This is a genomic window from Pigmentiphaga sp. GD03639 (assembly GCF_029845405.1).
Taxonomy (GTDB): Bacteria; Pseudomonadota; Gammaproteobacteria; order Burkholderiales; family Burkholderiaceae_B; genus Pigmentiphaga; species Pigmentiphaga daeguensis.
Map to the genome: position 1 here is coordinate 1 of NZ_JAOCLR010000018.1, position 26,905 is coordinate 26,905.

Here is a 26,905-nt window from a genome sequence, read left to right on the forward strand (position 1 = left end):
TTTGGTTCAGCGGCCTTCGTACTGGCTCTCATTCAAATCATCTGGGTGAACATCCTGTTGTCGGGGGACAACGCGGTGGTCATCGCGCTGGCGGCTCGTTCGCTGCCGGCCCATCAACAAAAGAAAGCAATCGTGATCGGCTCTGCGGCCGCCATCGTGATGCGTATCATCCTGACGCTGGTTGCGGCCCAGTTGCTGCAACTGCCCTGGTTGAAACTGATCGGCTCGCTGCTGTTGCTGTACATCGGTGTTTCGCTGTTGCTGCCGGAAGGTGAAGAGGACGAAGGCAAGCTGGCCAAGGACGGCCTGATGGCCGCCATCCGCACCATCCTGATCGCCGACCTGGTCATGAGCCTGGACAACGTGATTGCCGTGGCGGCCGCCGCCATGGGCAATACCGTGCTCCTGGTCCTGGGCCTGGCCATCAGCATCCCGCTGGTGATCTTCGGCAGCACGCTGCTGCTGAAGGTCATCGAGCGCTTCCCGCTGATCGTCTGGCTGGGTGCCGCGCTGCTGGGGTTCATCGCCGGCGAACTGTTCGTCAACGATCCCGCGCTGCATACCGAGGCCGTCGAGGCGTCCATGGGGTTGAGCCATCATGGCGCCGAGATTGCCGCGGGCGTGGTCGGGGCCCTGATCGTGCTGGTCGTGGGCAAGGTGCTGATGTCGCGGCGCCGCTCCGGCGACCAGCCCGCTTGACGGCCGGCAACGCTTCATCATCGTAGTACGCCGGCCTGGCATGGGATGCCGGGCCGGTTTCGCCTTCGGGGCGGGAAGTCTTCCAGCATGCGGGTGTGTGGGAGCTTCCTCCGAAAGGTGTCGTGAATTCAAAAAAAGGGAAGAGCCAATCTTCCGCACAGGAAGATTCGCTCGTCCGGATCTGGCTTAGGGAGCTACACGTGCTTGAATTTCTCCAGACGCTCAGCTGGGCGGCCGTATTTCAAATCATTCTGATCGACATCCTGCTGGGCGGGGACAACGCGGTGGTCATCGCGCTGGCCTGCCGCAATCTGCCGGCCAAGCGGCGGATGCAGGGGATCCTGTGGGGGACGGCGGGCGCGATCGTGCTGCGCGTCGTGCTCATCGCCTTCGCGGTCACGATGCTGCAGATCCCCTTCCTGAAGGTCGTGGGCGGCGTGCTGCTGTTCTGGATCGGCATCAAGCTGCTGGTGCCCGAGGACGAGTCGCACGACAACATCGAAGGGGGCGCTACGCTGCTGGGGGCGATCAAGACCATCATCGTCGCCGACTTCGTCATGAGCCTGGACAACGTCATCGCCATCGCGGGCGCGGCCCAGCAGGCGGATGAGTCCCACCAGATCGGGCTGGTCATCTTCGGCCTGCTGGTCAGCGTGCCCATCATCATCTGGGGCAGCACGCTGGTCCTGAAGCTGATCGACCGCTTCCCCATCGTGGTGACGCTGGGCGGCGCGCTGCTGGGATGGATTGCCGGCGGCATGCTGGCGACCGACGTCGCGGTCCAGTCGCACGTGATCCAGCCGACCTCGCTGGCGGCCTACAACACGCAGATCACCTATGCCGCGGAAATCATAGGCGCGCTGGTCGTCGTCGGCGTGGGGATGTGGTTGGCTCGCCGGAAGAAGGCGGCGCAGGCCAGCCACGCCTGATCGGAGCGCGGGGCCGCCAGGCCCGGTGCGCGGCACGCCCTGCCTCGGCAGGGCGTTGTCGTTCTGGAGCGCATCATGCGTCGAAAGGGCGCTTGCCCAGCGCCTGGACGACGTGGTCCACGAAAGCCGTGATGCGCGAGGCCAGGGCGGTATTGCGGTAGTAGACCGCGTTGATCGGCTGGCGCACGTCCAGCGTCCGCCCGGGAAACAATTGCACCAGGCGTCCTTGCCGGCGGTCGTCGCCGGTCATGAAATCCGACAGGCAGGCGATGCCCAGGCCCGCCAGGGCCATGTGCCGCAGCGTTTCCCCGCTGGACGAGGCGATCGTGGGCCGGATGCGCAAGGTGTTTCCGTCCGCGTCGCGCACCGGCCAGTCGTTCAGCGTCTCGGGCTGGGTGAAACCCAGCAGCGTGTGCGATTCGAACTGTTCCGGATCGGCCGGCGAACCGTGGCGCGCCAGGTAGCCGGGACTGGCAAGCACGCGTATGCGGCTGGTGCCGACGGGGCGGGCGTGCAGGGTGGAATCCTTCAAGGCCCCGATGCGGAAGGCCACGTCGGTGCGCTTTTCGATCAGGTCGACGATGCCTTCGTTCGAATCGAGCTCCAGTTCAACCTTGGGGTAGCGGGCGCGGAAACCGTCCAGCAGCGGCACCAGGACGTGCAGCATGAAAGGCGTGGAGGCATCGACCCGCAACCGCCCTGCCGGGTGCAGGCGCCGGGCCGCCATCTGTTCCTCGGCTTCGTCGACCGAAGCCAGGATGGCGCGCGCATGGCGCAGGAAGGTCGAGCCTTCCTCGGTCAGCTCCAGCCGCCTGGTCGTGCGGCGCAGCAGGGTGGTCTGGAGCTTCTCCTCCAGCCGTCCCAGGGTGCGGCTGGTGGCGGAAATGGTCAGCCCGAGCACTTCCGAGGCCGCCGTGATCGACCCCGTATCCACGACGGCCACGAAGGCCTGCAACTCGTCCAGGGTGGTCTTCATTGTTGAATTCGACGCAAGCGATATGGGTGGATACTGGGCTCAATCTGCAAATATAGACCCGCCACACCGGAGGCTGGTCGCTCGGTGGGCGACCATGTTCATTCCGGGGCGCCCGCGCCATCGGGCGGCGTGAAACAGGCTAACCTAATGCCCCGTCGGATTTCGACGCGTGTTTTCTTATTGCCGCCCCGCGGGGCGGCGCCAGAGGATGGAATGAAGAGCTTGCAGAAAGGATTGACGCTGATGCAGATGCTGGTGCTGATCGGCGCCGTCGGCGTGGTGATCGCGGTCGCGGTGTCGTACCTGCGCTGAATCGCCCGGGGCTACCGCTCGCGGTAGCCCAGTGCCAGCGACAATTCCCGCGCCGCTCGCACGACGGCCGGGATCACGGTCCCGGCCACGACCTCGTCCGTGAAGGTGTAGATCATCGAGGTCGCGTTCAGTCCCGCCACCACTTCCCCCTGTGCGTTCAGCACGGGCGCGGCGATCGACCGCACGCCGCGGTGGAATTCCTCGTCGTTGTAGACGTAGCCGCGTTCGCGCGCGGTATCCAGCAACGCGCGGAACGCGGCGGGATCCACCGTGGATTTTTCGGTCAGCGCGGGAATCGGCGCGCCGTCCAGGATGCGGGCGATGTCCGCCTGGGGCTTGTAGGCCAGCAGGATACGTCCGATCGAGGACGAGTGCGGCGGCATGCGGGACCCGACGTGGATGTCGATCGACGTGGGCAGCGGGATGCGGGCCTGCGCCACGTAGACCAGCTCGTCGCGGTCCAGGATGGCCATGTGCACCGAGGCGCCGACCTCGGTGCGCAGCCGGTTCATGATCGGCTGCGCCAGCTCGACCAGCGGCAGGCGGTTCAGGTAGGCGAAGCCGAGCTTCATGGCATGCGCGGTCAGGCGGTAGCGCCGGCCGACTTCCTCGCGTTCGAGGAAACCCAGTTTCTCCAGCGTGTGCACGAAGCGATACGGCTTGCTGCGGCTCCAGCCCAGCCGCTGCGCGAGTTCGGTCAGGGTGAGCGAGGGCTGTTCGCAATCGAAGGCTTCGAGCACGGACAGGCCCTGGGCGAGCGCATCGACCCAGTACGGGTCCTTGCGGGGAGCGGAAGCATGGTCGGGCGCGTCGTCGCCGTCGTCGGTAGCCGGCAGCTGGGGTTCGGTCATAGGGGCCAGATGGGACGGGTCGCAAGGCGGAGCGCCTTGCGCCCGGTCATTTTATAGTCTGCGCAGCCCTATCCGGTCGATCAACAGCTTTTCCTTCTGCATGGTGTCCGCCGCGAAGCGGGTGAACTGTTCGCTGCTCAGGTAGGCGGGCTCGAGGTCGTACTGCTTGAGCGCGGCGCGGTAGTTGTCCATGTCCATGGATTGCTTGAAGGCGTCGTGCAGGATGCGGACCACGCCCGGATCGGTGTCGCGCGGGGCCGCCAGCCCGAAAGGGGCGTTCTGCACGATGTCGTAGCCCAGTTCCTTGAGCGTGGGCGCCGCCGAGAAGCGCGCGCTGCGCGTTTCGCCGCCGGTGGCGAGCAGGCGCAGTTGCCCCGACTCGACGTACTGCGCCCAGCTTGGGCCGTCGGCAAGCGACATGATGTGGCCGCCCAGGAGCGCGGCCAGCGCTTCGGCGCCGCCCTTGTAGGGCACGTGGTTGAATTTCACGCCGGCCTGGAAGGCCAGGTCTTCCATCGTCAGGTGGGGCGAGGACAGGGTGCCCGGCGTGCCGTAGGTCATCGTGCCGGGGTTGGCCTTGGCGTAGGCGATGTAGTCGGCCACCGTCTTGATGGGCGAGGAAGCCGGCACCACGAGACCGAAGGGGTAGGCCGCCAGGCCGATGATGTATTTCAGGTCCTTGAGCGGATCCCAGGCGGTCTTGACCAGGTAGGGCGTGCGGAACACCGATACGGCGATCTGCGCGATCGTGTAGCCGTCGGGGGCGGTGGTCTGCATCATCTGGGCGGGGATCACCATCCCGGCGCCCGGTTTGTTCTCGACCACGACCGGCTGCTTCAGGATGGCGGCCGCGTTCTGCGCCAGGACGCGGAACGCGACGTCGGTGGCGCCGCCGGGCGCGAAGCCCACCAGCATGCGGATGGGGCGCGAGGGGAAGCCGGACTGGGCGCGCGTGGCCGGGGCCGCGCCGGCGCCCGCCGCCGCGATCATGGTGCCGAGGAAATGTCGTCTGTGCATGGCAAGGACTCCGCTGGAAAGGGAAGGGTTCAGTGCGCCCGCTCGGGCAGGGGTTCGGTCCAGGCGTCGTAGCCATAGACCCAGTCGGCGTTCGTGTCCGAGCGCAGCCAGTCGTTCTGCAGCGAGCCGCGCTGGATCCGGCTGGCGCGTTCCAGTCGGGCCTGTTCGTAGCGCAGCAGGGCGGCGGGCACGTCGTTCCCGGCCTCGCCCAGGCAGCGGCTCAGCACCGCGGCGTCCTCCAGGCCCATGGCGGCGCCCTGGGCCATGAAGGGCAGCATGGCATGGCAGGCGTCGCCCAGCAGGGTGACGCGGCCATGGGTCCAGCGCACCATGGGGTCGCGCGCGTAGAGCGCCGTCTTGAGGACGACGTCGCAGCCTTCCAGGATGGCGAGCGCTTCCTCGTGAAAGCCTGCGTACGCGCGCAGCAGTTCGTCCTTGTGTCCCTGGATCGACCAGGACTCGTGCGTCCATTCGGTCTCGGGCACGGTGGCGAACACGAACAACTCGCGCTGGCCTCGGTCGATCAGGAAGGTGAAGATCTGGCTGGAGGCATCCGGACCCCACCACTTGGTGGTGGGAGTCAGGTCGTAGCGCGCGAGCGGCGCGGTGGGCACGATGGAGCGGAACGCGACCTTGCCGGTGAAGCAGGGGGCTGCGGGGCCGGCGATGGCTTCGCGGACCACCGAATGGATGCCGTCGCAGCCGACCACGGCGCGCGCCGATACCCGCGTTCCATCGGCCAGTTCCAGCCATGCATGGCGCTCGTCCTGGCCGACGCCGGCCACCTTGGCGCCCAGGCGGACCGAGCCGGCCGGCAGGGCGGCCTCCAGCGCCGACAGCAGGTCGGCGCGATGGATGGTGAGTTGGGGCGCCCCGTAGCGCCGTGCCCCCTGGGCGTGCAATTCCAGCCGCGAGGTTTCCCGGCCGCTGTCCCAGAGCCGGCTGATGCGGCAGGTGGGTTCGTAGGCCGTGGCGCGCAGCACCGTGCCCACGCCCAGTCCGTCCAGCACCTTGACCGCGTTGGGCGTAAGGTTGATGCCCGCGCCCACGCGCCCGAACCTGGGCGCCTGTTCGTAGACCCCCACCTTGAATCCCGCGCGATGCAGGGCGATGGCCGCGGCCATGCCGCCTATGCCCGCCCCGACGATCGCGATGTCGACTTCCGTCATGCTTTCCTTCCTGGATGTTTTGTATGGAAAAACTTTTTTTGAATATAAAACCTACCGGAGGATGGAGGCAATAGGGGGAAGCCACGAAAGCGACAGCGCGCGCATCGGAAGCGGCGCACGTCGGAAAGGGGGGGAGCGGGGGAGGCGCCGAGCGAAGGCCGGCGCAGTAGGGGAGGGAAGCAGGCGGGCCGGCAGGCGGCCCGCCTGGGCGCGGCGTCAGCCGGTGTTGCGCAGGCCCGCGGCGATGCCGTTGATGGTCAGGTGGATGCCGTTCTGGGTGCGGCCGGCCGGATCCGCCTTGGCGCGGCCCGCCTTGCCACGGGTGGCGCGATAGCGGCGGATCAGTTCGATCTGCACGTGGTTGAGCGGATCGATGTAGGCGATGCGGTCGCGGATCGAGCGCGCCAGCGACGGATTGTCGGCCAGCAACTGGCGCTGGCCGGTGATCAGCTTCAGCGCGCTCATGGTGCGCTTCCATTCGTCGCTGATCGCGCCGAAGATGCGTTTGCGCAGCGCGGTGTCCGGCACCAGTTGCGCATAGCGCGAGGCGATGACCAGGTCGGTCTTGGCCAGCACCATTTCCATGTTGGACAGCAGCGTGCGGAAGAACGGCCAGTCGCGCGCCATGGCCTGCAGGTGCTCGATGCGCTCGCGCCGGGTGCCTTCGCCATGGCGCAGGTAGTCGTCGATGGCCGCGCCCATGCCGTACCAGCCAGGCAGCAGCAGCCGGCACTGGCCCCACGAGAAGCCCCAGGGAATGGCCCGCAGGTCCTCGATGCGCCCGGTGGATTTGCGCGAGGCCGGACGCGAACCGATGTTCAGGCCGGCGATCTCGGAAATGGGCGTCGAGGCGAAGAAGTAGTCGGCGAACCCGGGCGTCTCGTAGACCAGGGCGCGGTAACTGCGCATGGCGGTGGCCGACAGGCGGTCCATGGTCTGCCCGTAGCTGGCGAACAGCGCGTCCTCGGCGGAGGCGCTTTCGGTGTGGTCGGCCAGGCTGGCCTCCAGCGTGGCGGCGGTCAGCAGTTCGAGATGCCAGCGGCCGATGTCGGCGTCCTTGTACTTGCTCTGGATGACCTCGCCCTGTTCGGTCAGGCGGATCTGGCCGGCCACCGTGCCGGGCGGCTGGGCGAGGATGGCATCGAAGCTCGAGCCGCCGCCCCGGCCCACGGTGCCGCCGCGGCCATGGAACAGGCGCAGCCTGACCTTGCGGGCGCGGAAGACCTCGACCAGCGCGCGTTCGGCCTGGTACAGGGACCAGTTCGACGTCAGGAAGCCGCCGTCCTTGTTGCTGTCGGAATAGCCCAGCATGACTTCCTGCACCCCGCGCTGGGCATGGCGCACGCGGGCCTTGACCTCGGGCAGGTCGAGGAACTGCGCCATGATGCCGGGGCCGTTGGCCAGGTCGGGAATGGTCTCGAACAGCGGCACCACCATCAGCCCTTCGCCGTCGGCCGGAACGTGTCCGTTCGCCGAGCCGCCTCCGGGCGCGATGAGCCCGGTTTCCTGCTGGAGCACCAGGACTTCCAGCAGGTCGCTCACGGTTTCCGTGTGCGACACGATGGCGTGGTGCACGGCCTGCGCGCCGAAGCGCTGGCGGGCGCTGGCGGCCGCCCGGAAGATGTCCAGTTCGCGGGTGGTTTCCTCGCTGTAGCGCAGCCAGGGCGAGACCAGCGGGCGGACTTCCTGCAACTCGCGCCGCAGCAGCTCGATGCGGGCGGCTTCGTCCAGGCTGGCGTAGTCGGCTTGCACCCCGGCGCGCGCGAACAGCTCGGCCACCGTGCGTTCGTGCACGTCGGAACTCTGGCGCAGGTCGATGGTGGCCAGGTGGAAGCCGAACACGTCCACCGCCTGGCGCAGCGCCGACAGGCGCAGCCGGGCGATGGGCGAGGCGTGGTGGCCGTTGAGCGAGTCGGCGATCACCGCCAGGTCGGCGGCGAATTCGGCCGGCTCGGCATAGGGCTGGGCGGGCGGGGCCTCGCGGCGGGCCAGGTCGCGGCCGGTCAGCGCTCGCGCCGATGCCGCCAGGCGGGCATAGATGCCGACCAGCGCGCGCCGGTAGGGTTCGTCGCGGCGGTGCTCGGAAAGGTCGCCGCCCTGCTCGGCCAGCGCGGCCAGCGCGTGCGAGGCGGGCGTCAGCAGCGCGCTCAGGGACAGCTCGGCGCCGAGCGCGTGGGTTTCGTCCAGGTAGTACTCGAAGGCCGTGGTGCTTTGGCGCAGCAGCGCCAGGTTCAGCGTCTCGGCGTCGACGTTGGGATTGCCGTCGCGGTCGCCGCCTATCCAGCTGCCCATGCGCAGGAAGGACTTGAGCGGCGCCGGGTGGGGGCCGAACGGATCGGCCGGTTCGCGGCCGAGCAGGCGCGAAAGATGGCCGTACAACTGCGGGATGACGGACAGGAAGGTGCTGCGGTAATAGGACAGCGCGTTCTCGATCTCGTCGGCCACCGTCAGCCGGGAATTGCGCAGCATGCGCGTCTGCCACAGCGTGGTGATGCGCCCCAGCAGGGCCAGGGTCTGTTCGAAGGATTCGTCCGTGGTGCGCGGGTCGTCGCGCTCCTGCAGCAGATGGGCGATTTCCTTGTGCACGTCCAGCGTGCTCTTGCGCTGCACCTCGGTGGGGTGGGCCGTCAGGACCGGCGAGATCAGCGTTTCGTCCAGCAACTGGCGCATGCGCGCGTTGCCGATGCCTGCCGCCCGCAGCCTGGCGACGGCGTCCTGCAGGCTGCCGCGCGCGGGGGCGTCCTGCTGGAGCAGGGTGGCGCGGCGGCGCCGGTTCTGGTCGCGGTCCTCGGCGATGTTGGCCAGGTGCAGATAGTAGGTGAAGGCGCGGACCACGGAGTTGGTCTCGTCGGGCGCCAGCAGCTTTAGGCGCTTCTCCAGCGCGCGGCCGTCGGTGGCGTTGCCGTCGCGGCGGAAGCGCACCGCGGTGCGGCGCACGGTCTCGATGGTGTCGAAGACGCCCGCGCCTTCGCTGGCGCGGATCACGTCGCCCAGGAGGCGGCCCAGCAGTCGGATGTCGTTGCGAAGAGGTAGGTCGGGATCTTGAAGCGATGAGGTCATGGAGCGTCGCGCGTGTTGTCGTTGGAGTCGGCTGCTGCAAATGCTTGGAGACGGGCCCGAAAGGCAAAAGAACGCGGTGCGGGCGCCCCGAAAGCATGCCATGAAAAAAGAGCCCATATCGAATACTTCTATAATCCCGAAGGGGGGCGCCGCGAGAGCGGAAGCCTGTTCGCATCGCAATCGAGATCCCCGCATTTGAAAAACGATCGTTTGATCATCGCCACGCGCGAAAGCCAGTTGGCGCTCTGGCAGGCCGAGCATGTACAGGCGCGGCTGCGCGCGCTGTATCCGCAGTGCTCCGTCGAGCTGCTGGGCATGACCACCCGCGGCGACCGCATCCTGGACCGCACGCTGTCGAAGGTCGGCGGCAAGGGCCTGTTCGTCAAGGAACTGGAAACCGCCCTGCAGGACGGCCGCGCCGACCTGGCCGTGCATTCGCTCAAGGACGTGCCGGTGGACCTGGCGCCGGAGTTCCTGCTGTCCACCATCATGGAGCGCGAGGATCCGCGCGACGCCCTGGTGTCGGCGCGCTACGCGGAACTGGCCGAGATGCCCGCCGGCGCCGTCATCGGCACCTCCAGCCTGCGGCGCGAGTCGCAGATTCGGGCGCGCCATCCGCACCTGCAGGTGCGGCCCCTGCGCGGGAACCTGCAGACTCGCCTGGGCAAGCTCGATCGCGGCGAATACGATGCCATCGTGCTGGCCGCGGCCGGCCTGCGCCGGCTGGGCCTGGGCGAGCGCATCCGGACCCTGCTGGCGCCCGAGGACAGCCTGCCGGCCGCGGGGCAGGGCGCCCTGGGCATCGAGATCCGCGCCGATCGCGACGACCTGCGCGCGGTGCTGGCGCCGCTGGCCCATGCCGCCACCACCGCCGAGGCCCTGGCCGAACGCGCCGTATCGCGGCGCCTGGGCGGCTCCTGCCAGGTGCCGCTGGCCGCCTACGCGCAGGCGCAAGGCGAATCGCTGCGCCTGCGTGCCCTGGTGGCGACGCCCGACGGCGGGCGCATCGTCCGCGCCGAGCGCACCGGCACCGCGAAGGACGCCGAGGCCCTGGGCCTGGCCGTGGCCGAAGAACTCCTGGCGGCCGGCGCGGCGGACATTCTCGATACGCTGGGCTGAGCCGCGATGCCGGCCCAGCCATCCGCGCCGGCTTGCGCGCGAGCCGTCGTCCTGACCCGTCCCGCCGGCCAGAACGGGGGCCTGGCGCGGGCGCTCGAGGCGCGGGGGTGGCGGGCGCTGGACCTGCCGGCGCTGCGGCTGACCCCCGAGGCCGGCCCGGTGCCCGATCCCGCCGATTTCGATCTCGTCGTGTTCGTCAGCGGCAACGCCGTGAGGATGTTCCTGGACACATGGCGCGAGGCCGCCGGCCGGGGCCGCGCCTGGCCCGATGCCACGGCCGCCGCGGTCGTCGGGCCGGCCAGCGCACGGGCGCTGCGCGAACATCCGGCCTTCGGCCAGGCTCCGCGGCTGGTTCAGCCCGCGCCCGACAGCCCGCATTTCGATTCCGAGGCGCTATGGGCCGTCCTGTCCGCTGCGCCGCTGCCGTCCCGGGTGCTGATCGTGCGCGGCGGCCGGGGCGAACAGGGCACCGGCCGCGACTGGCTGGCCGGCCGCCTGCGCGAGGCCGGCGCCACCGTCACCCTGCACCGCGCGTACAGGCGGGTTCCCGCGGCCTGGACGCCGCACCAGGCCGAGGGCCTGCGCCAACTGGCCCGTGCGGGCACGCCCACCGCCTGGCTGCTGACCAGCGCCGAGGGCGTGGACGCGGTACGCGGCCACCTGGCAGCCCTGGGATTGCTGGACTGGTGGGCCGATTGTCGTCTCGTTGCAACCCATCCACGGATCGCCCGGCATTTAATAACGGTGATCGCCGAAGCATTGCCCGCTCGCGGCGACCCGCCAATGTTACAAACTTGCGCGCCCCGGGATGAGGACATCCTGGCCGCGATAGAATCGGTGTCATGACTGCATCCGAGAACGCATCTCCCGCATCCGCGCAGGGTCCTGCGCCCAACGATACCCGTTCCGCAACCGAGCGCGCCGGCCGTGCCCCCAAGGGCAGGGCGTCCACCCGCTCCTTCCCCTGGCTCGGAACGGTGCTCGCCTTAGCGCTGATCGTGATCGTGGTGCTGGCTGCCGCGCTGTGGCGCCAGCAGCAGCTGGTCGATGCCATCGGCCGCGAATCGGCGCGCCGCTTCAACGAGATCGACTCCTTCTCCCGCGATGCCCAGGCCCGCGCCCGCCAGGCCCTGTCCATCGCCCAGGGCAATACCGACAAGCTGGCCGTGCTCGAGTCCAAGGTGCTGGAGTCGCAAAGCCAGCAGGCCGCGCTGGAGCAGCTCTATCAGGAACTGTCGCGCGGCGAGGACGAATGGACCTTGATCGAGGTCGAACAGGCCCTGTCCATCGCCGCCCAGCAGCTGCAACTGGCCGGCAACGTGCAGAACTCCATCGCCGCGCTGCAGGTGGCCGACGCCCGGCTGGCGCGCGCCGACCGGCCCCAGTTCACCGCCGTGCGCCGCGCCATCGCGCAGGACCTCGAGCGGCTGCGCGGACTGCCGTCGGTGGACGTGTCCGGCCTGGTGGTCAAGATCGACCAGTTGATCGGCCTGCTCGACCGCCTGCCGCTGCTGGCCAGCGTGCAGCCGGCCCACGAGGCCGATGGCCAGCCCGCGCCGGCCGCGGCCGAGACGGCGCAGGCGCCGGCGGGCGACGCGCCCTGGTGGCAGCGCGCCACCGCGTGGTGGCGGCCGCTGCGGGACGGTTTCCTGGGCGACATGCGCGACCTGATCCGCATCCGCCGCATCGACAAGCCCGACGCCCTGCTGGTATCCCCCGAGCAGGGCGCCATGGTGCGCGAGAATCTCAAGCTCAGGCTGCTCAATGCCCGGCTGGCCCTGTTGTCCCGGCAGGAGCATGCCTGGCGCGCCGACCTGGACGCCGTCGGCCAGGCCCTGCCCGCCTATTTCGATGCGAACGCGCCGCTCACGCGCAATGCCCAGACGCTGCTGCGGCAGATCCGCGAGACCGACATCTCCATCGAGCTGCCGAATCTCAATGACAGCCTGGCCGCGGTCCGGTCGGTGCTGCCGCGCAATGCCGTCCCCGGCGCGCAGAGGTAAGGCATGCGCACCTGGTTCTGGACCCTGTTGCTGCTGGTGGCCGCCGTCGGGCTGGCCGTCGGGCTGCGTTATCACTCCGGCAACGTCGCGCTGCTGCTGCCGCCCTACCGGGTGGAGCTGTCCGCCAGCTTGGCCGCGCTGATCCTGGTCGCGTTGTTCGCGGTGCTGTACGCCGCGCTGCGCGCCATCTCCTGGACCCTGGACCTGCCCGTGCGGGTGCGCCGCTGGCGCGCGCGCCGCGCGCTGGCGCAGCAGCAGGAACTGCTCGAGCGCGGCTGGATCAACCTTCTGGAAGGCCGCTATGCCAAGGCCGAGGCCGACATGAGCAGCGTGGCCGGACAGACCGACGTGCCGTCGCGCCGCGTCCTGGCCAACCTGTCGGCCGCCCGGGCGGCGCATGCCATGCAGGAGTTCGCCCGCCGCGACCTGCTGCTGGCGCAGGCCCGCGAGGCCGCCGACGCCGATGCCGGGCTCAAGCCCGCCGTCGTCCTGGTCGAGGCCGACATGCTGCTGGACCAGCAGCGGCCCGAGGAAGCGCTGGCCTTGCTGTCGCAACTGCACGAAGGCGGCCCCAAGCACATGCATTCGCTGCGGCTCACCCTGCGCGCCCATCGCGACCTGGGGCACTGGGCCGAGGTCCTGAAGCTGGCGCGCACGCTGTCCAAGCGCAATGCCCTGCATCCGGCCGCCGCCACGCGCATGATCGCCACCGCCGCGGCCGAGCTGTTGCGGTCGGCCAGCGATGCCGCCACGCGGCGCGCGATCTGGAAGGACCTGAAGGACGACGAACGCGTCCTGCCGGAAGTGGCGCAGGCCGGCGCCGCGGTGTTCGAGGCCGATGGCGACGAGCTGCGGACCCGCCGCATCCTCGAGACCGCGCTCGACGCCCAGCTCAGTCCCGTCCTGCTTCAGGCCTATGCCCGTTGCAGCCCCGAACAGATACCCCCGCGGCTGGAGAAGGCCGAGAGCTGGCTGCGCCAGCACCCCAACGATCCCGACCTGCTGCAGGCGCTGGGCACGCTGTGCCTGTGCGGGCGCCTGTGGGGGCCGGCGCAGCGATATCTCGAACGCAGCCTGAGCGAGCGCGACGACCCGCGCACGCATGCGCTGCTGGCCAGCCTGTACGATCGCACCGACCGCGCCGTCGAGGCCGTGCGGCACTGGCGCCTGGCCACCGAGGCGGTGATCGGCCTGCCGGTCCTGAAGGCCGACGAAGCCGTCCTGTTCGCCCCCGCCGCCGCGCGGCCCCAGTTCGAGAGCGAAGAGGACGTGGCGCCCGATCGCGCGGCCGGCCTCTAGCGCAGCGGTTTTTTTCGATGTCGTGCCGGCCCCGGGCCGGTCCACCTGTTTTTTCCAACCTTCCAGGCAGTTATGAATCTCGATCGAGTCGGTCCCGGCAAAAAGGCGCCGGAAGAATTCAACGTCATCATTGAGATCCCGATGAACGCGGATCCGATCAAGTACGAAGTCGACAAGGAAACCGGAGCCTTGTTCGTCGATCGCTTCATGATGACGGCCATGCACTACCCGTGCAATTACGGCTACGTGCCGCAGACCCTGTCCGACGACGGCGACCCCGTCGACGTGCTGGTCATCACCCCGCATCCGGTCACCGTCGGCGCCGTCGTGCGCTGCCGCCCCATCGGCATCCTGAACATGGACGACGAAGCGGGCGGCGACGCCAAGCTGCTGGCCGTTCCCGTGGACAAGGTCCTGCCCATCTATCGCCACTGGCAGAAGCCGGAAGACCTGCAGCCCGAATACCTGCTGCGTATCCAGCACTTCTTCGAGCACTACAAGGATCTGGAGAAGGGCAAGTGGGTCAAGGTCAAGGGCTGGGATGGCCCGGAAGCCGCCCGCCAGGAAATCGTCGGCAGCATCGAGCGTTATCAGAAGGCCGGCAAGTAAGGCGGCGTTTGTGCCAGGCAGAAGACCTCCCGACGGGAGGTCTTTTTCATTGGGAGGGCGGCACTTGCGCGCGCCGTACGATCCCGCGCGCCGCCAGTTCCTCGATGCGCTGGGGCGACAGCCCGGCCAGCGTTTCCAGGATCTCCTGCGTGTGGGCGCCGGGCAGCGGCGCCGGCGCGTCGTAGCCGGCCTGGCCGGCGCTGAACTTGATGGGGAAGCCGGGGGCGCTGGCGGCCATGTCGGTGCCGGTCATGGGGTTGTGCACCGGGACCACCATGCCGCGCTCGCGCAGTTGTCGCCATTGCATGACCTCGTCGATGCTGCGCACCGGGCTGCACGGAACCTTGGCCGCGTGCAGGGCCTGGACGATGTCCAGGGTGGTGCGCGCCTCGGTCCAGGCGGACACGATGGCGTCGACCTGCGCGTTGTGGGCGATGCGCCAGCCCAGGTCGTTCATCCGCGCATCGCCCGTCAGGTCGTGCCGCTCCATCGCGCCCAGCAGGGCGGTCCAGTCGGCGGCGGTGGCCGCGCCCAGCACTACCCAGCCGTCGCGCGAGCGGTAGACGTTGAAGGGCGAGAACCGCATGATGCGGCTGCCCTGGCGGTGGGGCAGGCCCAGTCGCTCGTAGCAGTCGAAGGGTTCGTCGAACATCAGCGAGAACAGGCAGTCGGCCATCGAGACGTCCACCGCCTGGCCGCGCCCCGTGTGCTGGCGGTGCAGCAGGGCGGCCAGGATGCCGGACGCGGCGAACACGCCGGCGATGGCGTCCGACAGCGGCGAGCCGGTCTTGACCGGGGGCCCGCCGGCTTCCCCGGTCACGCTCATCAGGCCCACCGCCGCCTGCACCATCAGGTCGTAGGCCTTCAGGTGGCGATCGGAGCCGGTCGCGCCGTATCCCGTCAGGGAGCAATAGACGATGCCGGGGTTGACCGCCGCCAGCGCGTCATAGCCTATTCCCAGCCGGTCCGCCACGCCCGCGCTGAAATTGTCGATCACGACGTCGGCGCCGGCCACCATGCGCAGGAACACCTCGCGCCCCGCTTCCGATTTCAGGTCCAGCATGACCGATTGCTTGCCGCGCGCGCGTTTCAGGTAGGCCAGGCCCATGTCCGCGTCCGACGTCCGCTGGAAGGACACGCCGCCGGGTCCGGCATAAGGGGGGGAAAACGCGGTGGGATCGCCCGTGGCGGGATCGTCGATCTTCACGACCTGCGCGCCCAGACCCGCAAGGAACAGGGTGGCCTGCGGACCCGAGAAAAAGCGGGTCAGATCCAAGACGAGGGTCCCGGACAATAGCTTCTGCGTAATCTGGTTCATGGCGGGCAGTCTAAGCGGAACCGGCGATGCCGACGTCATAGGACTTTGCGCGGGGGACATATCCCGCAGCTATGGACCCTCCGTGGCAGCAAGCGTCGTTGCGCCGGGCCAGCCGCCCGCCGCGACGATGTCCCGCACCAGCTCGGGGATCAGCACGGCCACGCTTTCCGCGGCGGAGCCCATGGCGACGATGTCCGGGCTGCACAGCGAGAGCCGCCGCACGATGGGCGGATCGCCCACCGACAGCGCCGACAGTCGGTCGCGCGCGCCTTCTCCGACCAGCGAGGACAGCGACAGGATGGTGGCCGCCTGGCCGCGCTCGACGATGGTCTGGATGGTGGACAGCGAATCGAGTTCGGCCATGACCTGGGCGGCCAGCCCGCGCGCGGCGAACATCTGGTCGATGAGCTGGCGCGTGATGTTGGAGCGTCCGGGCAGCACCAGCCGCATCGCCGCGGCATCCTCCAGGCTGACGCGGCCACCGCGGGCGCCCGGGGCGGGCGTGGTCGACAGCAGGAACAGTTCTTCCTCGACCAGAGGAACCCGGTGGATGTGGGGTAGGTCGCCGCCTTCGCGTGCGATGGCGCCCGGCGGCGGAGCCGGCTCGAATAGCAGGGACATTTCCAGGCGGCCGTTGCCCACCAGTTCGCGCAGATGGCCGCTCAGGCTTTCGACCAGGCTGAGCTGGATGTCGGGATAGCGCTGCTGCACGGCGGCGATGAGCGGGCCGGCCAGTACGTTCGCGGCGCTGGTGGGCATGCCCACCGATACCGGGCCGCCGGGCAGAGCGCCGGCATGGGCCACGTCCCGGCGCAGGCGATCGACCTGCCGCAGCACGGCTTGGGCATGCAGGTACAGGGTCTTGCCTCCCGCCGTGGGCGTGACCCCGCGCACGCTGCGCGCCAGCAGCCGCACACCCAGTTCGGATTCCAGGTTCGCCAGTTGCGCGCTCAGGGCCGGTTGCGCGATGTAGAGATCCTTGGCGGCGCGGGACACGCTGCCCAGTTCAACGATGCGAACGAAGTACCGCAACTGTCTCAGCTCCATGTCCTTCCTTCGTACTCGAGGCGGAACACTGTAGACCATAGGTTCCGCGTATACCGGGATCGCAATGTCCTATTATTCCCGACGGATCGATGTCCCTACCATGGCTCCCATTCCCGGCGAAGTCGCGCAAGGGCACGGACATCATGATCGACCTCTATTTCTGGACCACTCCCAACGCCTACAAGGTCTCTATCCTGCTGGAGGAGCTGGAACAGCCCTATCGCGTCGTGCCGGTGCACATCGGCAAGGGCGAGCAGTTCGATCCTGCCTTCCTGGCCATCAGCCCCAACAACAAGGTGCCCGCCATCGTGGACCATGACGGCCCGGGTGGGCGGCCGCTGGCCATGTTCGAATCGGGCGCGATCATGATGTATCTGGCCGAGAAGTTCGCCAGCCCCTTGCTGCCCGCGGACCCTGTCGGACGCTATGCCACCGTGCAATGGCTGATGTTCCAGATGGGCGGCGTGGGCCCCATGCTGGGCCAGGCGCATCACTTCCGCAAGTACGCGCCCGAAACCATCCCATACGCGGTGGAACGCTACACCAACGAGGCACACCGTCTGTACGCCGTGATCGACCGCCGCCTGGGCGAGGCCGAGTACCTGGCCGGAGACGCCTGCACACTGGCCGACATCGCCACCTACCCCTGGCTGCGCCCCTATAAGTGGCAGGGCCAGGACATCGATGCCTGGCCCAACCTGAGACGCTGGTACGCGGCGGTCCGCGCCCGCCCGGCCGTGCAGCGCGGGCTTGCGGTAATGGCCGGCAAGGTGGACCGCAGCGGCGCGCCGCCCCGGGGCGAGCGTTGGAACAACCTGTTCGGCGACGCCCAGTTCGGCGCACGCCGCGCCTGAGAACCATCACACCGAAGGAGTCCCATGTCCGCCGCCTTGCCCATGCTCAAGGGATACCGCGTCCTGGATATGACGCAGATCGTGGCCGGGCCGACCTGCTCGCGCATCATGGCCGAACTAGGCGCCGACGTCATCAAGCTCGAACTCGCGCCATTCGGCGACCGTACCCGCATAGGCGGATTGCGTTCGCGCGATCCGCTGCTCAAGAACTCCAGCCGCAGCACCTACTACTTCCAGCACAATCATTCCAAGCGCAGCCTGGCGGTGGACATGAAGCATCCGCGCGGCGTGGCGCTGATCAAGGCACTGGCCGCGCGCTGCGACGTGCTGGTCGAGAACTTCAGTCCGGGTGTCATGGAGCGCGCGGGGCTGTCCTATGAAACCTTGCGGGAAGCGAATCCGGGGCTGGTCATGTGCTCGATCTCGCTGGCGGGCCAGCACGGGCCGCTGAGCCGCAAGCCCGGCTACGACTATGTCGCCCAGGCCTATGCCGGGGTCACGGACCTGATCGGCGAGCCGGATGGCGATCCAGCGATGATCACGATGGCCGTGGGCGATACGGCCACCGGCCTGGCCGCTGCGATGGCCGTGGGCTACGCGCTGCTGCATCGCGAACGCACAGGCGAAGGCCAGCACGTCGAGGCCTCGTTGCTGGATACCTATTTCCAGATGCACGAGGTGGCGGTGCCGCGCGTGTCGCTGCGTCCCGCCTACACGCCGCGCCGCACTGGCTCGCAGCATCCCGACGGCGGTCCGACCGGATTGTTCCGCTGCGGCGATGGCCGCTACATCGCCCTGGCCACGCTGCCCCACCAATGGGAAGCCTTGGTCCGCGCGCTGGACATGCCCGAGCTGCTGGCCGATCCGCGCTTTGCCACGCCGGCCCTGCGGCGCGATAACAATGCCGCGCTCAAGATCTTGTTGGAGCGGTGGCTGGCGCGCTTCGATTCCTGTGAGGCGGCCATTGCCGCCCTGGAAGCGTATCGCATTCCCTGTGCACCCGTCCTGACCCTGAACGAGGCGATGGCGCACCCGCACCTGCGCGAGCGCGGCACTGTGCGGCGCGTCCGGGACGAGGTGCTGGGCGATTTCGACATCCCCGGACTGCCTGTCCGGTTTTCCGCCTGGGAGCCGGCGAGCGAGCTGCGCGCCGATGCCCTGGGCGAGCACAACGAAGACGTGTTGAGCGAGGTGTTGGGGCTGGGGCCCGAGGACATCGAGACGCTCTACGCGCAGGAGGTCCTGGTACAGGACAGGCTGATCGCGCGCGGCAGACGCGGGGCGGCCTGACGAGTCATCCATCCAAGGAGGAGGAACCATGCGGACATTCATGCTTGCGGCGGCATTGGCCGTGGCGGCCGGACCGGTATCGGCGCAGACCTTTCCGACGCGGCCCGTCACGATGATCGTGCCTTTCTCGGCCGGCGGACCGACGGATGTGGTCGCGCGCCATCTGGCTCTGGCCATGGGCGCCAACCTGGGCCAGACCGTGGTGGTGGACAACCGCCCCAGCTCGGGCGGCATCGTCGGCGCGGAAGCGCTGCTGCGCGCCGCACCCGACGGCTACACGCTGATGATCCACAACATTGGCATGTCCACCGTGAAGGCCTTGTCCCCTGAGATCAAGTTCGATCCGGTGCATGACTTTGGCTATGTGGGCGAAGTGGTCGATGTACCCATGACCCTGGTGGGCAAGAAAGACCTGCCTCCGAGGAATTTCCAGGGGCTCTCTGCCTACCTGAAAAGCCAGGGCTCGCGCATCAACCTCAGCAACGCCGGTGTCGGCACCGCTTCCCATCTATGCGGGCTGATGCTGATGACGCGCCTGAAGGTGACCCTGACGACCGTCCCGTACAAGGGCGCCGCGCCGGCCATGACAGACCTGCAGGGCGGTCAGGTCGACCTGCTGTGCGACCAGATCACGACCACGCAGCAACCCATCCTGACGAACCGCGTGCAGGCCTATGGCAGCACCACGGCGGTCCGCCTGCCTTCGCTGCCGGAGCTGCCTACCCTGAGCGAGCAAGGCCTGCCCGGCTTCGAGGTCACCGTCTGGCACGGCCTGTACGCGCCGCGCGCCACGCCGCCGGCCGTGATCGGCCGGTTGCAGCAGGCCTTGCAGGCGGCCCAGTCGGATCCGGCCTTCGTCGACAGCATGAAGAAACTGGGCGCCATGCCCGTGGGTGCCGAGCGTGCGACGCCCGCTGCGCTGGAGCAGAAGCTCAAGAGCCAGGTGGCTACGTGGACACCGCTCATCCAGCAGTCGCAGGGATTGGCGCAATAGCACGGACGCGGTTTTTTCTGGAGCAAGACGCGATGAAGATCGAGATGTACTGGGACGTGGGGAGCACCAATACCTATTTCGCCATCAAGCTGATCAAGCCACTGCTGGCGCGCTACGGAGCCGAGCTGGTGCTGCACCCGTTCAACCTGGGCTACGTGTTCCGCAGCAACAACTACGAACTGATGAAGGAGCCCAAGGCGAAGCTGCGCAACCGCAAGCGCGACCTGATGCGCTGGGCCGAGAAGTACGGCCTGCCATTCCAGATGCCGCGCGAATTCCCGATCAAGTCCAGCCGCGCCTTGCGCGGATCGCTGGCCATGCGCCGCCACGGCAAGGAACTGGCGTTCGTCGAACGGGTCATGGAGTGCTACTGGGAGCAGGGCGACGCCAGCATTGCCGAGTATGCCGGCCTGCGGCCCATCGCCCAGGCGCTGGGGGTGGATCCGGACGAGTTCGAGCGCGTGAGCGCCTCGGACGAGATCGCCGAGGAACTGGCCCGAAGCACCAACGAGGGCATCGAGCGCGACGTGTTCGGCGTGCCGATGATCATCGTGGGCGACGAGTTGTTCTGGGGTAAAGACCGGATGGAATTCGTCGAGGACGAACTGCGGCGCCGGCAGGTCCGTGCGGCCTGAAAGACCGCGCAGGCGGCCTCCCTCCCGGGAGGCCTTTTGTCATGGGGCTTTTGGAAAGGCCGGGCTTGGCTTATCTTGGAGCGTTGTACACCAGGCAGAGGCGGGAACGACGTGACGGCCAGATTGAACGAATTCCAACAGCCGGTCGGTGCGGCCCTGCCGGATTGGCAAGGCGCCCGGCTTCCCGAGGGCCGAACGCTCGCGGGGCGCTATTGCAGGATCGAGCGCATCGATCCGGAGCGCCATGCGGCCGAGCTTTACGAGGCGTATCGCGATGCGCCCGACTGGCGCGACTGGACCTATCTTTCCGTCGGCCCGTTCGACTCGCTGGATGCCTATCGCCGCTATCTGGAAACGGTCGCGGGCTTGAACGATCCCATGCATCATGCCGTGATCGACCTCGCCAGCGGACGGGCGGTGGGCACGATCGCCCTCATGCGCATCGATGCGCCCAACGGCGTGATCGAAGTGGGCAGCGTCACCTATTCGCCGCGCATGAAGCGCACGCGCATCGCCACCGAAACGATGGCGCTCCTGCTCGGGCATGTGTTCGAAGACCTCGGCTATCGCCGTTTCGAGTGGAAGTGCGACGCGTTGAACGCCCCGTCACGCGCGGCGGCTTCGCGCTACGGCTTCACCTTCGAAGGGATTTTCCGCCAGGCCGTGGTCACGCGCGGGCGCAATCGCGATACGGCATGGTATTCGATCATCGACAGCGACTATCCGGCCCTGCATGCGGCGTATGGGCGATGGCTCGACCCCGCCAATTTCGACGGGCAGGGCCGCCAGATCGAAACGCTGGCAGAGATCCGAAGCCGCGTGGGCCCGGCCTGACCGCCGTTCCTAGCCGCGCTGTTCGGCCAGGCAATGCGGGCAGTAACGGGCGTGCGGCTTCAGGTATCGGCCGCATTCCATGCACAGTGACCCGCCTCGCAGCTCGATCTCCCGCAGCCGGCGCCGCTTGCGCCACGACGCGCGGAACTTGAGCAGGCCCAGCAGGAAGGCAACCGCGAGCGAACTGTAGGCGAGGGTGGTCATGGCACCTCGAAAGCGAGGAATAGGGACCGTTTATTCTATGTTTTCGGTGTTGCATCCTGTAAACATTTCCGCAATGTAATGTTGCAGTGGCGTTTTACATACGGATACAGGTACCGAAGGGCGCGCCTCCGGGTTTATACGGAATGGGGTTCGTGCGGCAGCGTGAACCGGAGCGTGGCGCCCTTGCCGGGTTCGCCATGGGCGACGATGCGCCCCCCGTGGCGCTCGACGATGCGGCGGCAATGCGCCAATCCGACGCCGGTGCCTTCGAAATCCCGGTTGGAATGCAACCGGCTGAACATGGTGAAGAGTTTGCCGGCCTGACGCATGTCGAAGCCGGCGCCGTTGTCGCGTACGTTGATGGCGATGGTCTGCTCGTACTCGTCCGCCCAGACCTCGATCAGCGCGTTGGGGGTATAGCGGGTGAACTTGACCGCGTTGTCCAGCAGATTGACCATGACCAGCCGGATCAGGTGGGGATCGGCGAACACGCGCGGCAGTTTGTCGATGCGCCACGAGACCGTGCGGTCCGCCACGTTGGCGGCCATTTCCGACTGGATTTCCTGCACCATGGTGCCCAGCGGCCACAGCGAGGGCACGATGCCGGCGCGTCCCAGGCGTGACAGCTCCAGCAGCGCGTCGATGGTGCGGTTCATGCGCTCGGCGGTGGTCAGGAGGGCCGACAGCATGGGCTTGATGTCGCCGCCCGGCTGTCCGGCCTTGCGCAGCATGATATCGGCGGCCGACATGATCTGGCGGGCCGGCGCACGCAGGTCGTGGCTGACGGAACTGGTGAACGCCTCGAGTTCGGCCGTCCGCTCGGCCACGCGCAGTTCCAGGGTTTCGTTCAACTGCCGGATCTTGTCCTCGGCCAGCCGGTGTTCCGTGACGTCGACGCAGAACAATTCGACCCGCTGTCTGCCGTCCCGGGTGACGCTGATCGCGGCCAGCTCGACGTCGCGCTTCTGGCCGTCCAGCGCCACCAGCCGATAGGGCCTGAACTCGGCGAAGCCCGGGGCCTGGGCGAGTTCCTCGATGCGCCGGCGGACCTTTTCGCGGTCCTTGTCGACGATGAAGTCCGAGAACGGCCGTCCGATGGCGCGGCCCGACCAGTCCGCCGACAGCATGAGCAGCGCCGCGGGGTTGGCATAGATCAGCAGGCCGTCGACCTGGGTCAGGATGCCGATGGGAGCATGCTCGATGACGGCCTTGTACATCGATTCGCGTTCGATCAGGCCATGCTTGGCGCGTACCGCGTCGGTCACGTCCACCAGCATCATCAGTGTGGCCTGGGTGCCCCCGTCCGTATCGGCGTGGGGCGAGAGGAAGACGTCGAATTCGCGCTTGACGTTGTCGGGCGTGGTGAAGGGCAGCCGGAAACTCGCGGCCTTGCCCTGGGCGGCCTGTTCCAGGTGGGGCGCGCACAGCGAGGCCGCGCGGCGCGGCCACAGCTCGCGCATGGTGCGCCCCAGCGCGACGTCGGCGGGCTTGTCGATCAGGGCCAGGTAGGGGCCGTTGGCATAGGCCAGCGCGCCGTCGGCGCCGGCGATCGCCATGGCGTGCGGCAGGCGGTCCAGCAGCGGCTCCATGTGCGTGGCCGGCCGCGCGGGGCGGTCGAGGGCCGCTCGCGCAGCCAGCCGCTGGCCCGCCGCCTGCGATGCCGACAGGCAGAGGTGAACCACGGCGACGGACAGCAGCGTGGTCACGGCGAACAGCGGCGCGACCGGGACGTCGGGCAGACGCCAGACCAGCGGCAGCGGACCGATCATCCAGTTCCAGAAATCCAGCAGCGAGGTGAAGACCACCGAGGCCGCCGACAGCAGCGTCGATTCGCGCAGGGGTAGCACGATGACGCCGGCGACCAGCGTGGAGATCAACGGCAGGGCGATGGGCCATTGCAGGCCGCCGGTGACCGCGCAGGCCAGCAGGGCCAGCGCGGAGCATCCGTATATCAGGCCCCGTCCACGGACGGGAAGGCGGACTTGGGCGGGGGCAGCGGCTCCGGCGTCGCCTGCCTGGGCGCTTGCTCGGTCAGCCGACATTGGAACTTGGTATCAATTGAAATAAAGGGTTACTTGTGGCAGCCGCGCCGGATTGTACCGGCTTCCCCCGGGGCTGGGAATCGGCGCGGCCATGCAAGAACCAATTTGGTCTATTCCGGCGCGTCGGTCAGGCGGGTCTCGATGTTGGCCAGCACGCGTGCCGAGGCGCCCTTGGCCTCGAGCGCGAACAGCAGCAGGGAGTGCGCGGTGACCTGGTAGACGTCCCCTGCGTTGAATACCGGCAGGTCTTCGCGCACCGGCATGTTGGTGTCCAGCAGGCAGGTCCAGGCATCGGGGCCGGGGACGTCCGGCAGCGTGAAGTTGACCGTGTCGTGATGGGCGTTGAAGACCAGCAGCAGCGTCGCATCCGAGGCCGGGCGCTTGATGCCCGAGGCCTGGGCGCGGCCGTCGATCAGCATGCCGAAGCAGCGCATGGATTCGTCGGCCCATTGTTCGCCGGTCAGCGGCGTCGCGGCGGGCGAGAGCCACTGTACGTCGGTGACGTCCAGGGCTTCGTTGTACTCTCCCGTCAGGAAACGGTTGCGCCGCAGGACCGGCAGGCGCCGGCGCAGGTACAGGAGCTTGCGCACGAACTCCTGCAACGCGCGGGCGTCGTCGTCCACCCCTTCCCAATCCACCCAGCTGATCTCGTTGTCCTGGCAATAGGCGTTGTTGTTGCCCCGCTGGGTGCGGCCGAACTCGTCGCCGGCCAGGATCATGGGCGTGCCCTGCGACAGCAGCAGGGTCGCCAGCATGTTGCGCTTCTGGCGTTCGCGCAGCGCGCGGATGTCGGGGTCGTCGGTCGGGCCTTCGGCGCCGCAGTTCCACGATCGGTTGTCCGAATGTCCGTCGCGGTTGTCCTCGCCGTTGGCTTCGTTGTGTTTGTCGTTGTAGGACACCAGGTCGTTCAGCGTGAATCCGTCGTGCGCGGTGATGAAGTTCACGCTGGCCCAGGGCTTGCGTCCGCGGCGGTTGAACCGGTCGCCCGACGCGGTGATCCGGGTGGCGAAGTCGGCGGCCGTGCCGGCATCGCCCTTCCAGAAGCCGCGCACGGTGTCGCGGAAGCGGTCGTTCCATTCGGCCCAGCCGGGCGGGAAGCCGCCGACCTGATAGCCGCCTGGGCCGCAATCCCAGGGTTCGGCGATGAGCTTGACGCTGGAGAGGATCGGATCCTGGCGGCAACTGTCGAGAAAGCCGCCGCCTTCGTCGAAGCCATGGGTCTCGCGCCCCAGTATGGTGGCCAGGTCGAAGCGGAAGCCGTCCACCTTCATCTCCGCGACCCAGTAGCGCAGGCTGTCCGTCACCATTTGCAGCGTGCGCGGATGGCTCAGGTTCAAGGTGTTGCCGGTGCCCGTGTCATTGATGTAGTAGCGGGCCTGGTCGGGCAGGAGGCGGTAGTACGAGGCGTTGTCGATGCCCTTGAAGGACAGCGTCGGCCCCATTTCATTGCCTTCGGCCGTATGGTTGTAGACCACGTCCAGGATGACTTCCAGGCCGGCATCGTGGAAGCGGTCCACCATGCCCTTGAATTCCTGCACGGCCTCGCCGGCGAAATAGCGCGGGTCGGGCGCGAAGAAGCCCAGGGTGTTGTAGCCCCAGTAGTTGGTCAGTCCTTTTTCGAGGAGGTGGTTGTCGTTGACGAAGGTATGCACCGGCAGCAGTTCCACCGACGTCACGCCCAGGCCGCGCAGGTAGGAGATGACTTCGGGATGCTGCAGCCCGGCCAGGGTCCCGCGCAGTTCGGGCGGCACGGCCGGGTGCAGCCGGGTGTAGCCCGCCGCATGCATCTCGTACAGGACGGTCAGGTCCCAGGGCACGCGCAGCCGTTCGGGGCGGCTTCCCGACGTCGAGTCGACCACGATGCACTTGGGGACGAAGGGCGCGCTGTCGCGTTCGTCGAAGGACAGGTCCGCGTCCGGATCGCCCACGCGGTAGCCGAACACCTCCGGCGACCACTTCAACTGGCCCGCGTGGGCCTTGGCGTAGGGGTCCAGCAGCAGCTTGTTGGGATTGAAGCGATGCCCCTCGTCGGGGACATAGGGACCATGCACCCGGTAGCCGTACAGCGTGCCCGGCTGCAGGCCGTGCAGGTAGCCGTGCCAGATCTCGTCGGTGAACTCGGGCAGTTCGATCCGTTCGGTCTCATGGCCGTGCGCGTCGAACAGGCACAGCTCCACCTTGGTGGCATGGGCCGAGAACAGCGCGAAATTGGTGCCTCGTCCGTCCCATGTCGCCCCCAGGGGATAGGGGTGGCCTTCGGCAAGTCGATAAAGTCCGTTCGCCATGCTGCTTCTTCCGCTACGAGCCGGGCCATAGCATGCAACAAGCGGGCGCCCAAGTGTCCTACGCGAGGTAAAAGACGTAAGCGGCCCTAGGTTCTAGGCGTGGAAACGTTCCGCCGTCAGTCCGTCCAGGTCGATGGCGGGTTGCCGGCCGGCCACGATGTCCGCCACGATGCGGGAGGTGCCGCAGGATTGCGTCCAGCCGTTCGAGCCATGGCCGCTGTTCAGGAACAGGTTGCTCCAGCGCGTGCGGCCCAGGATGGGCGGGCCGTCCGGCGTCATGGGCCGCAGGCCGGCCCAGAACTCCACCTGGTCCCAGTCCAGTCCCCGCGGGAACAATTCGCCCACGACGTCGACCAGCAGCTTCTTGCGCGCGGGGTTCAGTCCCAGCCCGTAACCGGTCAGCTCGGCCATGCCGGCGGCGCGTATGCGGTTGCCCAGGCGCGAGATCATGATCTTGTTGTGCTCATCCATGACCGCCATGCGCGGGACCGCGTCGGGGTCGGACACGGGCACGGTGATGGAGTAGCCCTTGAGCGGATAGACCGGCAGGTTCAGGCCCAGCGGCCGCACCAGGAACGGCGCATGGCTGCCCAGCGCGACGACGTAGGCATCGGCGCGCAGCGGGCCCTGCGACGTGCGGACGGCGCCGATGGCGTCGCCCTCGCGCTCCAGCGCGTCGATGCGCACGCCGTAGCGGAAATCCACGCCGCGCTGCTGCAGGAAGGCGGCCAGCCCTTGCGAGAACTTGTAGCTGTCGCCCGAGGCATCGGCCGGCATGTGCAGCGCGCCCGCCACCGTGGCGCGGCTATGCGCCATGGCCGGTTCGAGGGCGCTGATGTCGGCGGCATCCAGGATGCGCCAGGGCACGCCGTATTCCTCCAGCGCCTTGGCCGACAGGCGGCCCAGGTCGAGCTCGGCGGGCGTGCGGAAGATCTGCAGCGTGCCGCCTTCATGGAAGTCGAACGAGGGCAGGTCCTCGCCGCTGGCGATCTCGCGCAGGCATTGCAGGCTGTAGTGCGCCACGCGCTGCATGCGCAGCTTGTTGACGCGGAAGCGCTCGGCATTGCAATTGCGCATCCATTGCAGCACCCAGGCCACCTTGCGGGGCTCGGGCAGCGGCGAGAACCGGATGGGGGAATCGCGCTGGACCGACAGCTTCAGCACCTTGGAGATCATGCCCGGCGCGGCCCAGGGGCCGGCGAAGCTGGGACACAATCCGCCCGCGTTGCCGTAGCTCGTTTCCCGGCCGGGGCCGGGCTGGCGCTCGACCACGGTGACTTCGTGACCGTCCTTCCACAGGTAGTAGGCGGTCGCGACGCCGACCACGCCGGCGCCCAGCACGAGTACTTTCATGAACCT

23 protein-coding genes are annotated in these 26,905 nt (G+C 68.2%); 12 read left to right on the top strand and 11 right to left on the bottom strand.

What is annotated here, in order from left to right; genetic code table 11:
- Nucleotides 1–699 (top strand): TerC family protein (locus tag N5K27_RS18240; protein ID WP_279817955.1); only part of this gene is annotated, 699 nt, incomplete at its 5' end.
- Nucleotides 700–899: 200 nt separating this feature from the next.
- Nucleotides 900–1,628, top strand: coding sequence for a TerC family protein (locus N5K27_RS18245; protein WP_087837301.1), 729 nt, complete (start codon nt 900–902; stop codon nt 1,626–1,628).
- Between the two features lie 73 nt (nt 1,629–1,701).
- Here the strand turns inward: N5K27_RS18245 and N5K27_RS18250 are convergent, their stop codons facing one another.
- From N5K27_RS18250 to ppc, 5 genes are all read right to left on the bottom strand, one after another.
- Nucleotides 1,702–2,604 (bottom strand): LysR family transcriptional regulator, encoded by a 903-nt coding sequence (locus N5K27_RS18250; RefSeq protein ID WP_279817957.1) that lies wholly within the window; start codon nt 2,602–2,604, stop codon nt 1,702–1,704.
- 323 nt (nt 2,605–2,927) lie between these two features.
- A complete protein-coding gene (locus N5K27_RS18255; RefSeq protein ID WP_087837299.1) occupies nt 2,928–3,767 on the bottom strand; it encodes an IclR family transcriptional regulator C-terminal domain-containing protein in 840 nt (279 codons plus the stop codon).
- A 51-nt stretch (nt 3,768–3,818) separates the two neighbouring features.
- On the bottom strand, nt 3,819–4,757 hold the full coding sequence (locus N5K27_RS18260) for a tripartite tricarboxylate transporter substrate binding protein (protein WP_243724470.1): 939 nt from the start codon (nt 4,755–4,757) through the stop codon (nt 3,819–3,821).
- Between the two features lie 56 nt (nt 4,758–4,813).
- Entirely contained in the window at nt 4,814–5,953 is a 1,140-nt protein-coding gene (locus N5K27_RS18265) for an FAD-dependent monooxygenase (protein WP_279817959.1), read from the bottom strand.
- Between the two features lie 216 nt (nt 5,954–6,169).
- Nucleotides 6,170–9,013, bottom strand: coding sequence for a phosphoenolpyruvate carboxylase (gene ppc / locus N5K27_RS18270; protein ID WP_279817962.1), 2,844 nt, complete (start codon nt 9,011–9,013; stop codon nt 6,170–6,172).
- A gap of 195 nt (nt 9,014–9,208) precedes the next feature.
- On the opposite strand from ppc, the gene hemC reads away from it, so the two are divergent.
- The 5 genes from hemC to ppa all read left to right on the top strand — a co-directional run bounded on the left by hemC (nt 9,209) and on the right by ppa (nt 14,043).
- Nucleotides 9,209–10,132, top strand: coding sequence for a hydroxymethylbilane synthase (hemC, locus tag N5K27_RS18275; protein WP_243724453.1), 924 nt, complete (start codon nt 9,209–9,211; stop codon nt 10,130–10,132).
- Nucleotides 10,133–10,138: 6 nt separating this feature from the next.
- Nucleotides 10,139–10,978 carry a uroporphyrinogen-III synthase gene (locus tag N5K27_RS18280; RefSeq protein WP_132979421.1) on the top strand — a complete coding sequence of 280 codons (840 nt, stop codon included), beginning with the start codon at nt 10,139–10,141 and terminating at the stop codon, nt 10,976–10,978.
- Complete coding sequence (locus N5K27_RS18285; RefSeq protein WP_279817965.1) at nt 10,975–12,135, top strand: uroporphyrinogen-III C-methyltransferase; 1,161 nt, start codon at nt 10,975–10,977, stop codon at nt 12,133–12,135. The genes N5K27_RS18280 and N5K27_RS18285 overlap by 4 nt, the downstream gene beginning before the upstream one ends.
- Before the next feature lie 3 nt (nt 12,136–12,138).
- Nucleotides 12,139–13,434 carry a heme biosynthesis HemY N-terminal domain-containing protein gene (locus tag N5K27_RS18290; protein ID WP_087836924.1) on the top strand — a complete coding sequence of 432 codons (1,296 nt, stop codon included), beginning with the start codon at nt 12,139–12,141 and terminating at the stop codon, nt 13,432–13,434.
- Nucleotides 13,435–13,506: 72 nt separating this feature from the next.
- Nucleotides 13,507–14,043 (top strand): inorganic diphosphatase, encoded by a 537-nt coding sequence (gene ppa / locus N5K27_RS18295; RefSeq protein WP_132979419.1) that lies wholly within the window; start codon nt 13,507–13,509, stop codon nt 14,041–14,043.
- 46 nt (nt 14,044–14,089) lie between these two features.
- On the opposite strand, the gene N5K27_RS18300 is transcribed toward ppa, so the two are convergent.
- Both N5K27_RS18300 and N5K27_RS18305 read right to left on the bottom strand, forming a co-directional pair.
- Entirely contained in the window at nt 14,090–15,421 is a 1,332-nt protein-coding gene (locus N5K27_RS18300) for a CoA transferase (RefSeq protein ID WP_347945104.1), read from the bottom strand.
- Between the two features lie 9 nt (nt 15,422–15,430).
- Nucleotides 15,431–16,408, bottom strand: a complete 978-nt coding sequence (locus N5K27_RS18305) for a LysR substrate-binding domain-containing protein (protein WP_279817967.1) — start codon at nt 16,406–16,408, stop codon at nt 15,431–15,433.
- A gap of 143 nt (nt 16,409–16,551) precedes the next feature.
- Here N5K27_RS18305 and N5K27_RS18310 point away from each other — a divergent pair, with 143 nt between their 5' ends.
- The 5 genes from N5K27_RS18310 to N5K27_RS18330 all read left to right on the top strand — a co-directional run bounded on the left by N5K27_RS18310 (nt 16,552) and on the right by N5K27_RS18330 (nt 21,015).
- Nucleotides 16,552–17,262, top strand: a complete 711-nt coding sequence (locus N5K27_RS18310) for a glutathione S-transferase N-terminal domain-containing protein (protein WP_279817969.1) — start codon at nt 16,552–16,554, stop codon at nt 17,260–17,262.
- 24 nt (nt 17,263–17,286) lie between these two features.
- Nucleotides 17,287–18,552, top strand: a complete 1,266-nt coding sequence (locus N5K27_RS18315; protein WP_087836917.1) for a CoA transferase — start codon at nt 17,287–17,289, stop codon at nt 18,550–18,552.
- A 28-nt stretch (nt 18,553–18,580) separates the two neighbouring features.
- Nucleotides 18,581–19,546 carry a tripartite tricarboxylate transporter substrate-binding protein gene (locus N5K27_RS18320; protein ID WP_087836916.1) on the top strand — a complete coding sequence of 322 codons (966 nt, stop codon included), beginning with the start codon at nt 18,581–18,583 and terminating at the stop codon, nt 19,544–19,546.
- A gap of 32 nt (nt 19,547–19,578) precedes the next feature.
- Complete coding sequence (locus tag N5K27_RS18325) at nt 19,579–20,181, top strand: 2-hydroxychromene-2-carboxylate isomerase (RefSeq protein ID WP_087836915.1); 603 nt, start codon at nt 19,579–19,581, stop codon at nt 20,179–20,181.
- Between the two features lie 111 nt (nt 20,182–20,292).
- Nucleotides 20,293–21,015: a GNAT family protein gene (locus N5K27_RS18330; RefSeq protein WP_279817972.1), complete on the top strand. Its 723-nt coding sequence runs from the start codon at nt 20,293–20,295 to the stop codon at nt 21,013–21,015.
- A gap of 9 nt (nt 21,016–21,024) precedes the next feature.
- Here N5K27_RS18330 and N5K27_RS18335 read toward each other — a convergent pair whose 3' ends face one another.
- The 4 genes from N5K27_RS18335 to N5K27_RS18350 form a co-directional block, all read right to left on the bottom strand.
- Complete coding sequence (locus tag N5K27_RS18335) at nt 21,025–21,219, bottom strand: hypothetical protein (protein ID WP_087836913.1); 195 nt, start codon at nt 21,217–21,219, stop codon at nt 21,025–21,027.
- Between the two features lie 134 nt (nt 21,220–21,353).
- Complete coding sequence (locus N5K27_RS18340) at nt 21,354–23,261, bottom strand: ATP-binding protein (protein ID WP_087836912.1); 1,908 nt, start codon at nt 23,259–23,261, stop codon at nt 21,354–21,356.
- 110 nt (nt 23,262–23,371) lie between these two features.
- Nucleotides 23,372–25,546: a glycogen debranching protein GlgX gene (gene glgX, locus N5K27_RS18345; protein WP_279817975.1), complete on the bottom strand. Its 2,175-nt coding sequence runs from the start codon at nt 25,544–25,546 to the stop codon at nt 23,372–23,374.
- A 93-nt stretch (nt 25,547–25,639) separates the two neighbouring features.
- Nucleotides 25,640–26,899 carry a D-amino acid dehydrogenase gene (locus N5K27_RS18350; protein WP_087836910.1) on the bottom strand — a complete coding sequence of 420 codons (1,260 nt, stop codon included), beginning with the start codon at nt 26,897–26,899 and terminating at the stop codon, nt 25,640–25,642.
- Nucleotides 26,900–26,905 lie beyond the last annotated feature (6 nt).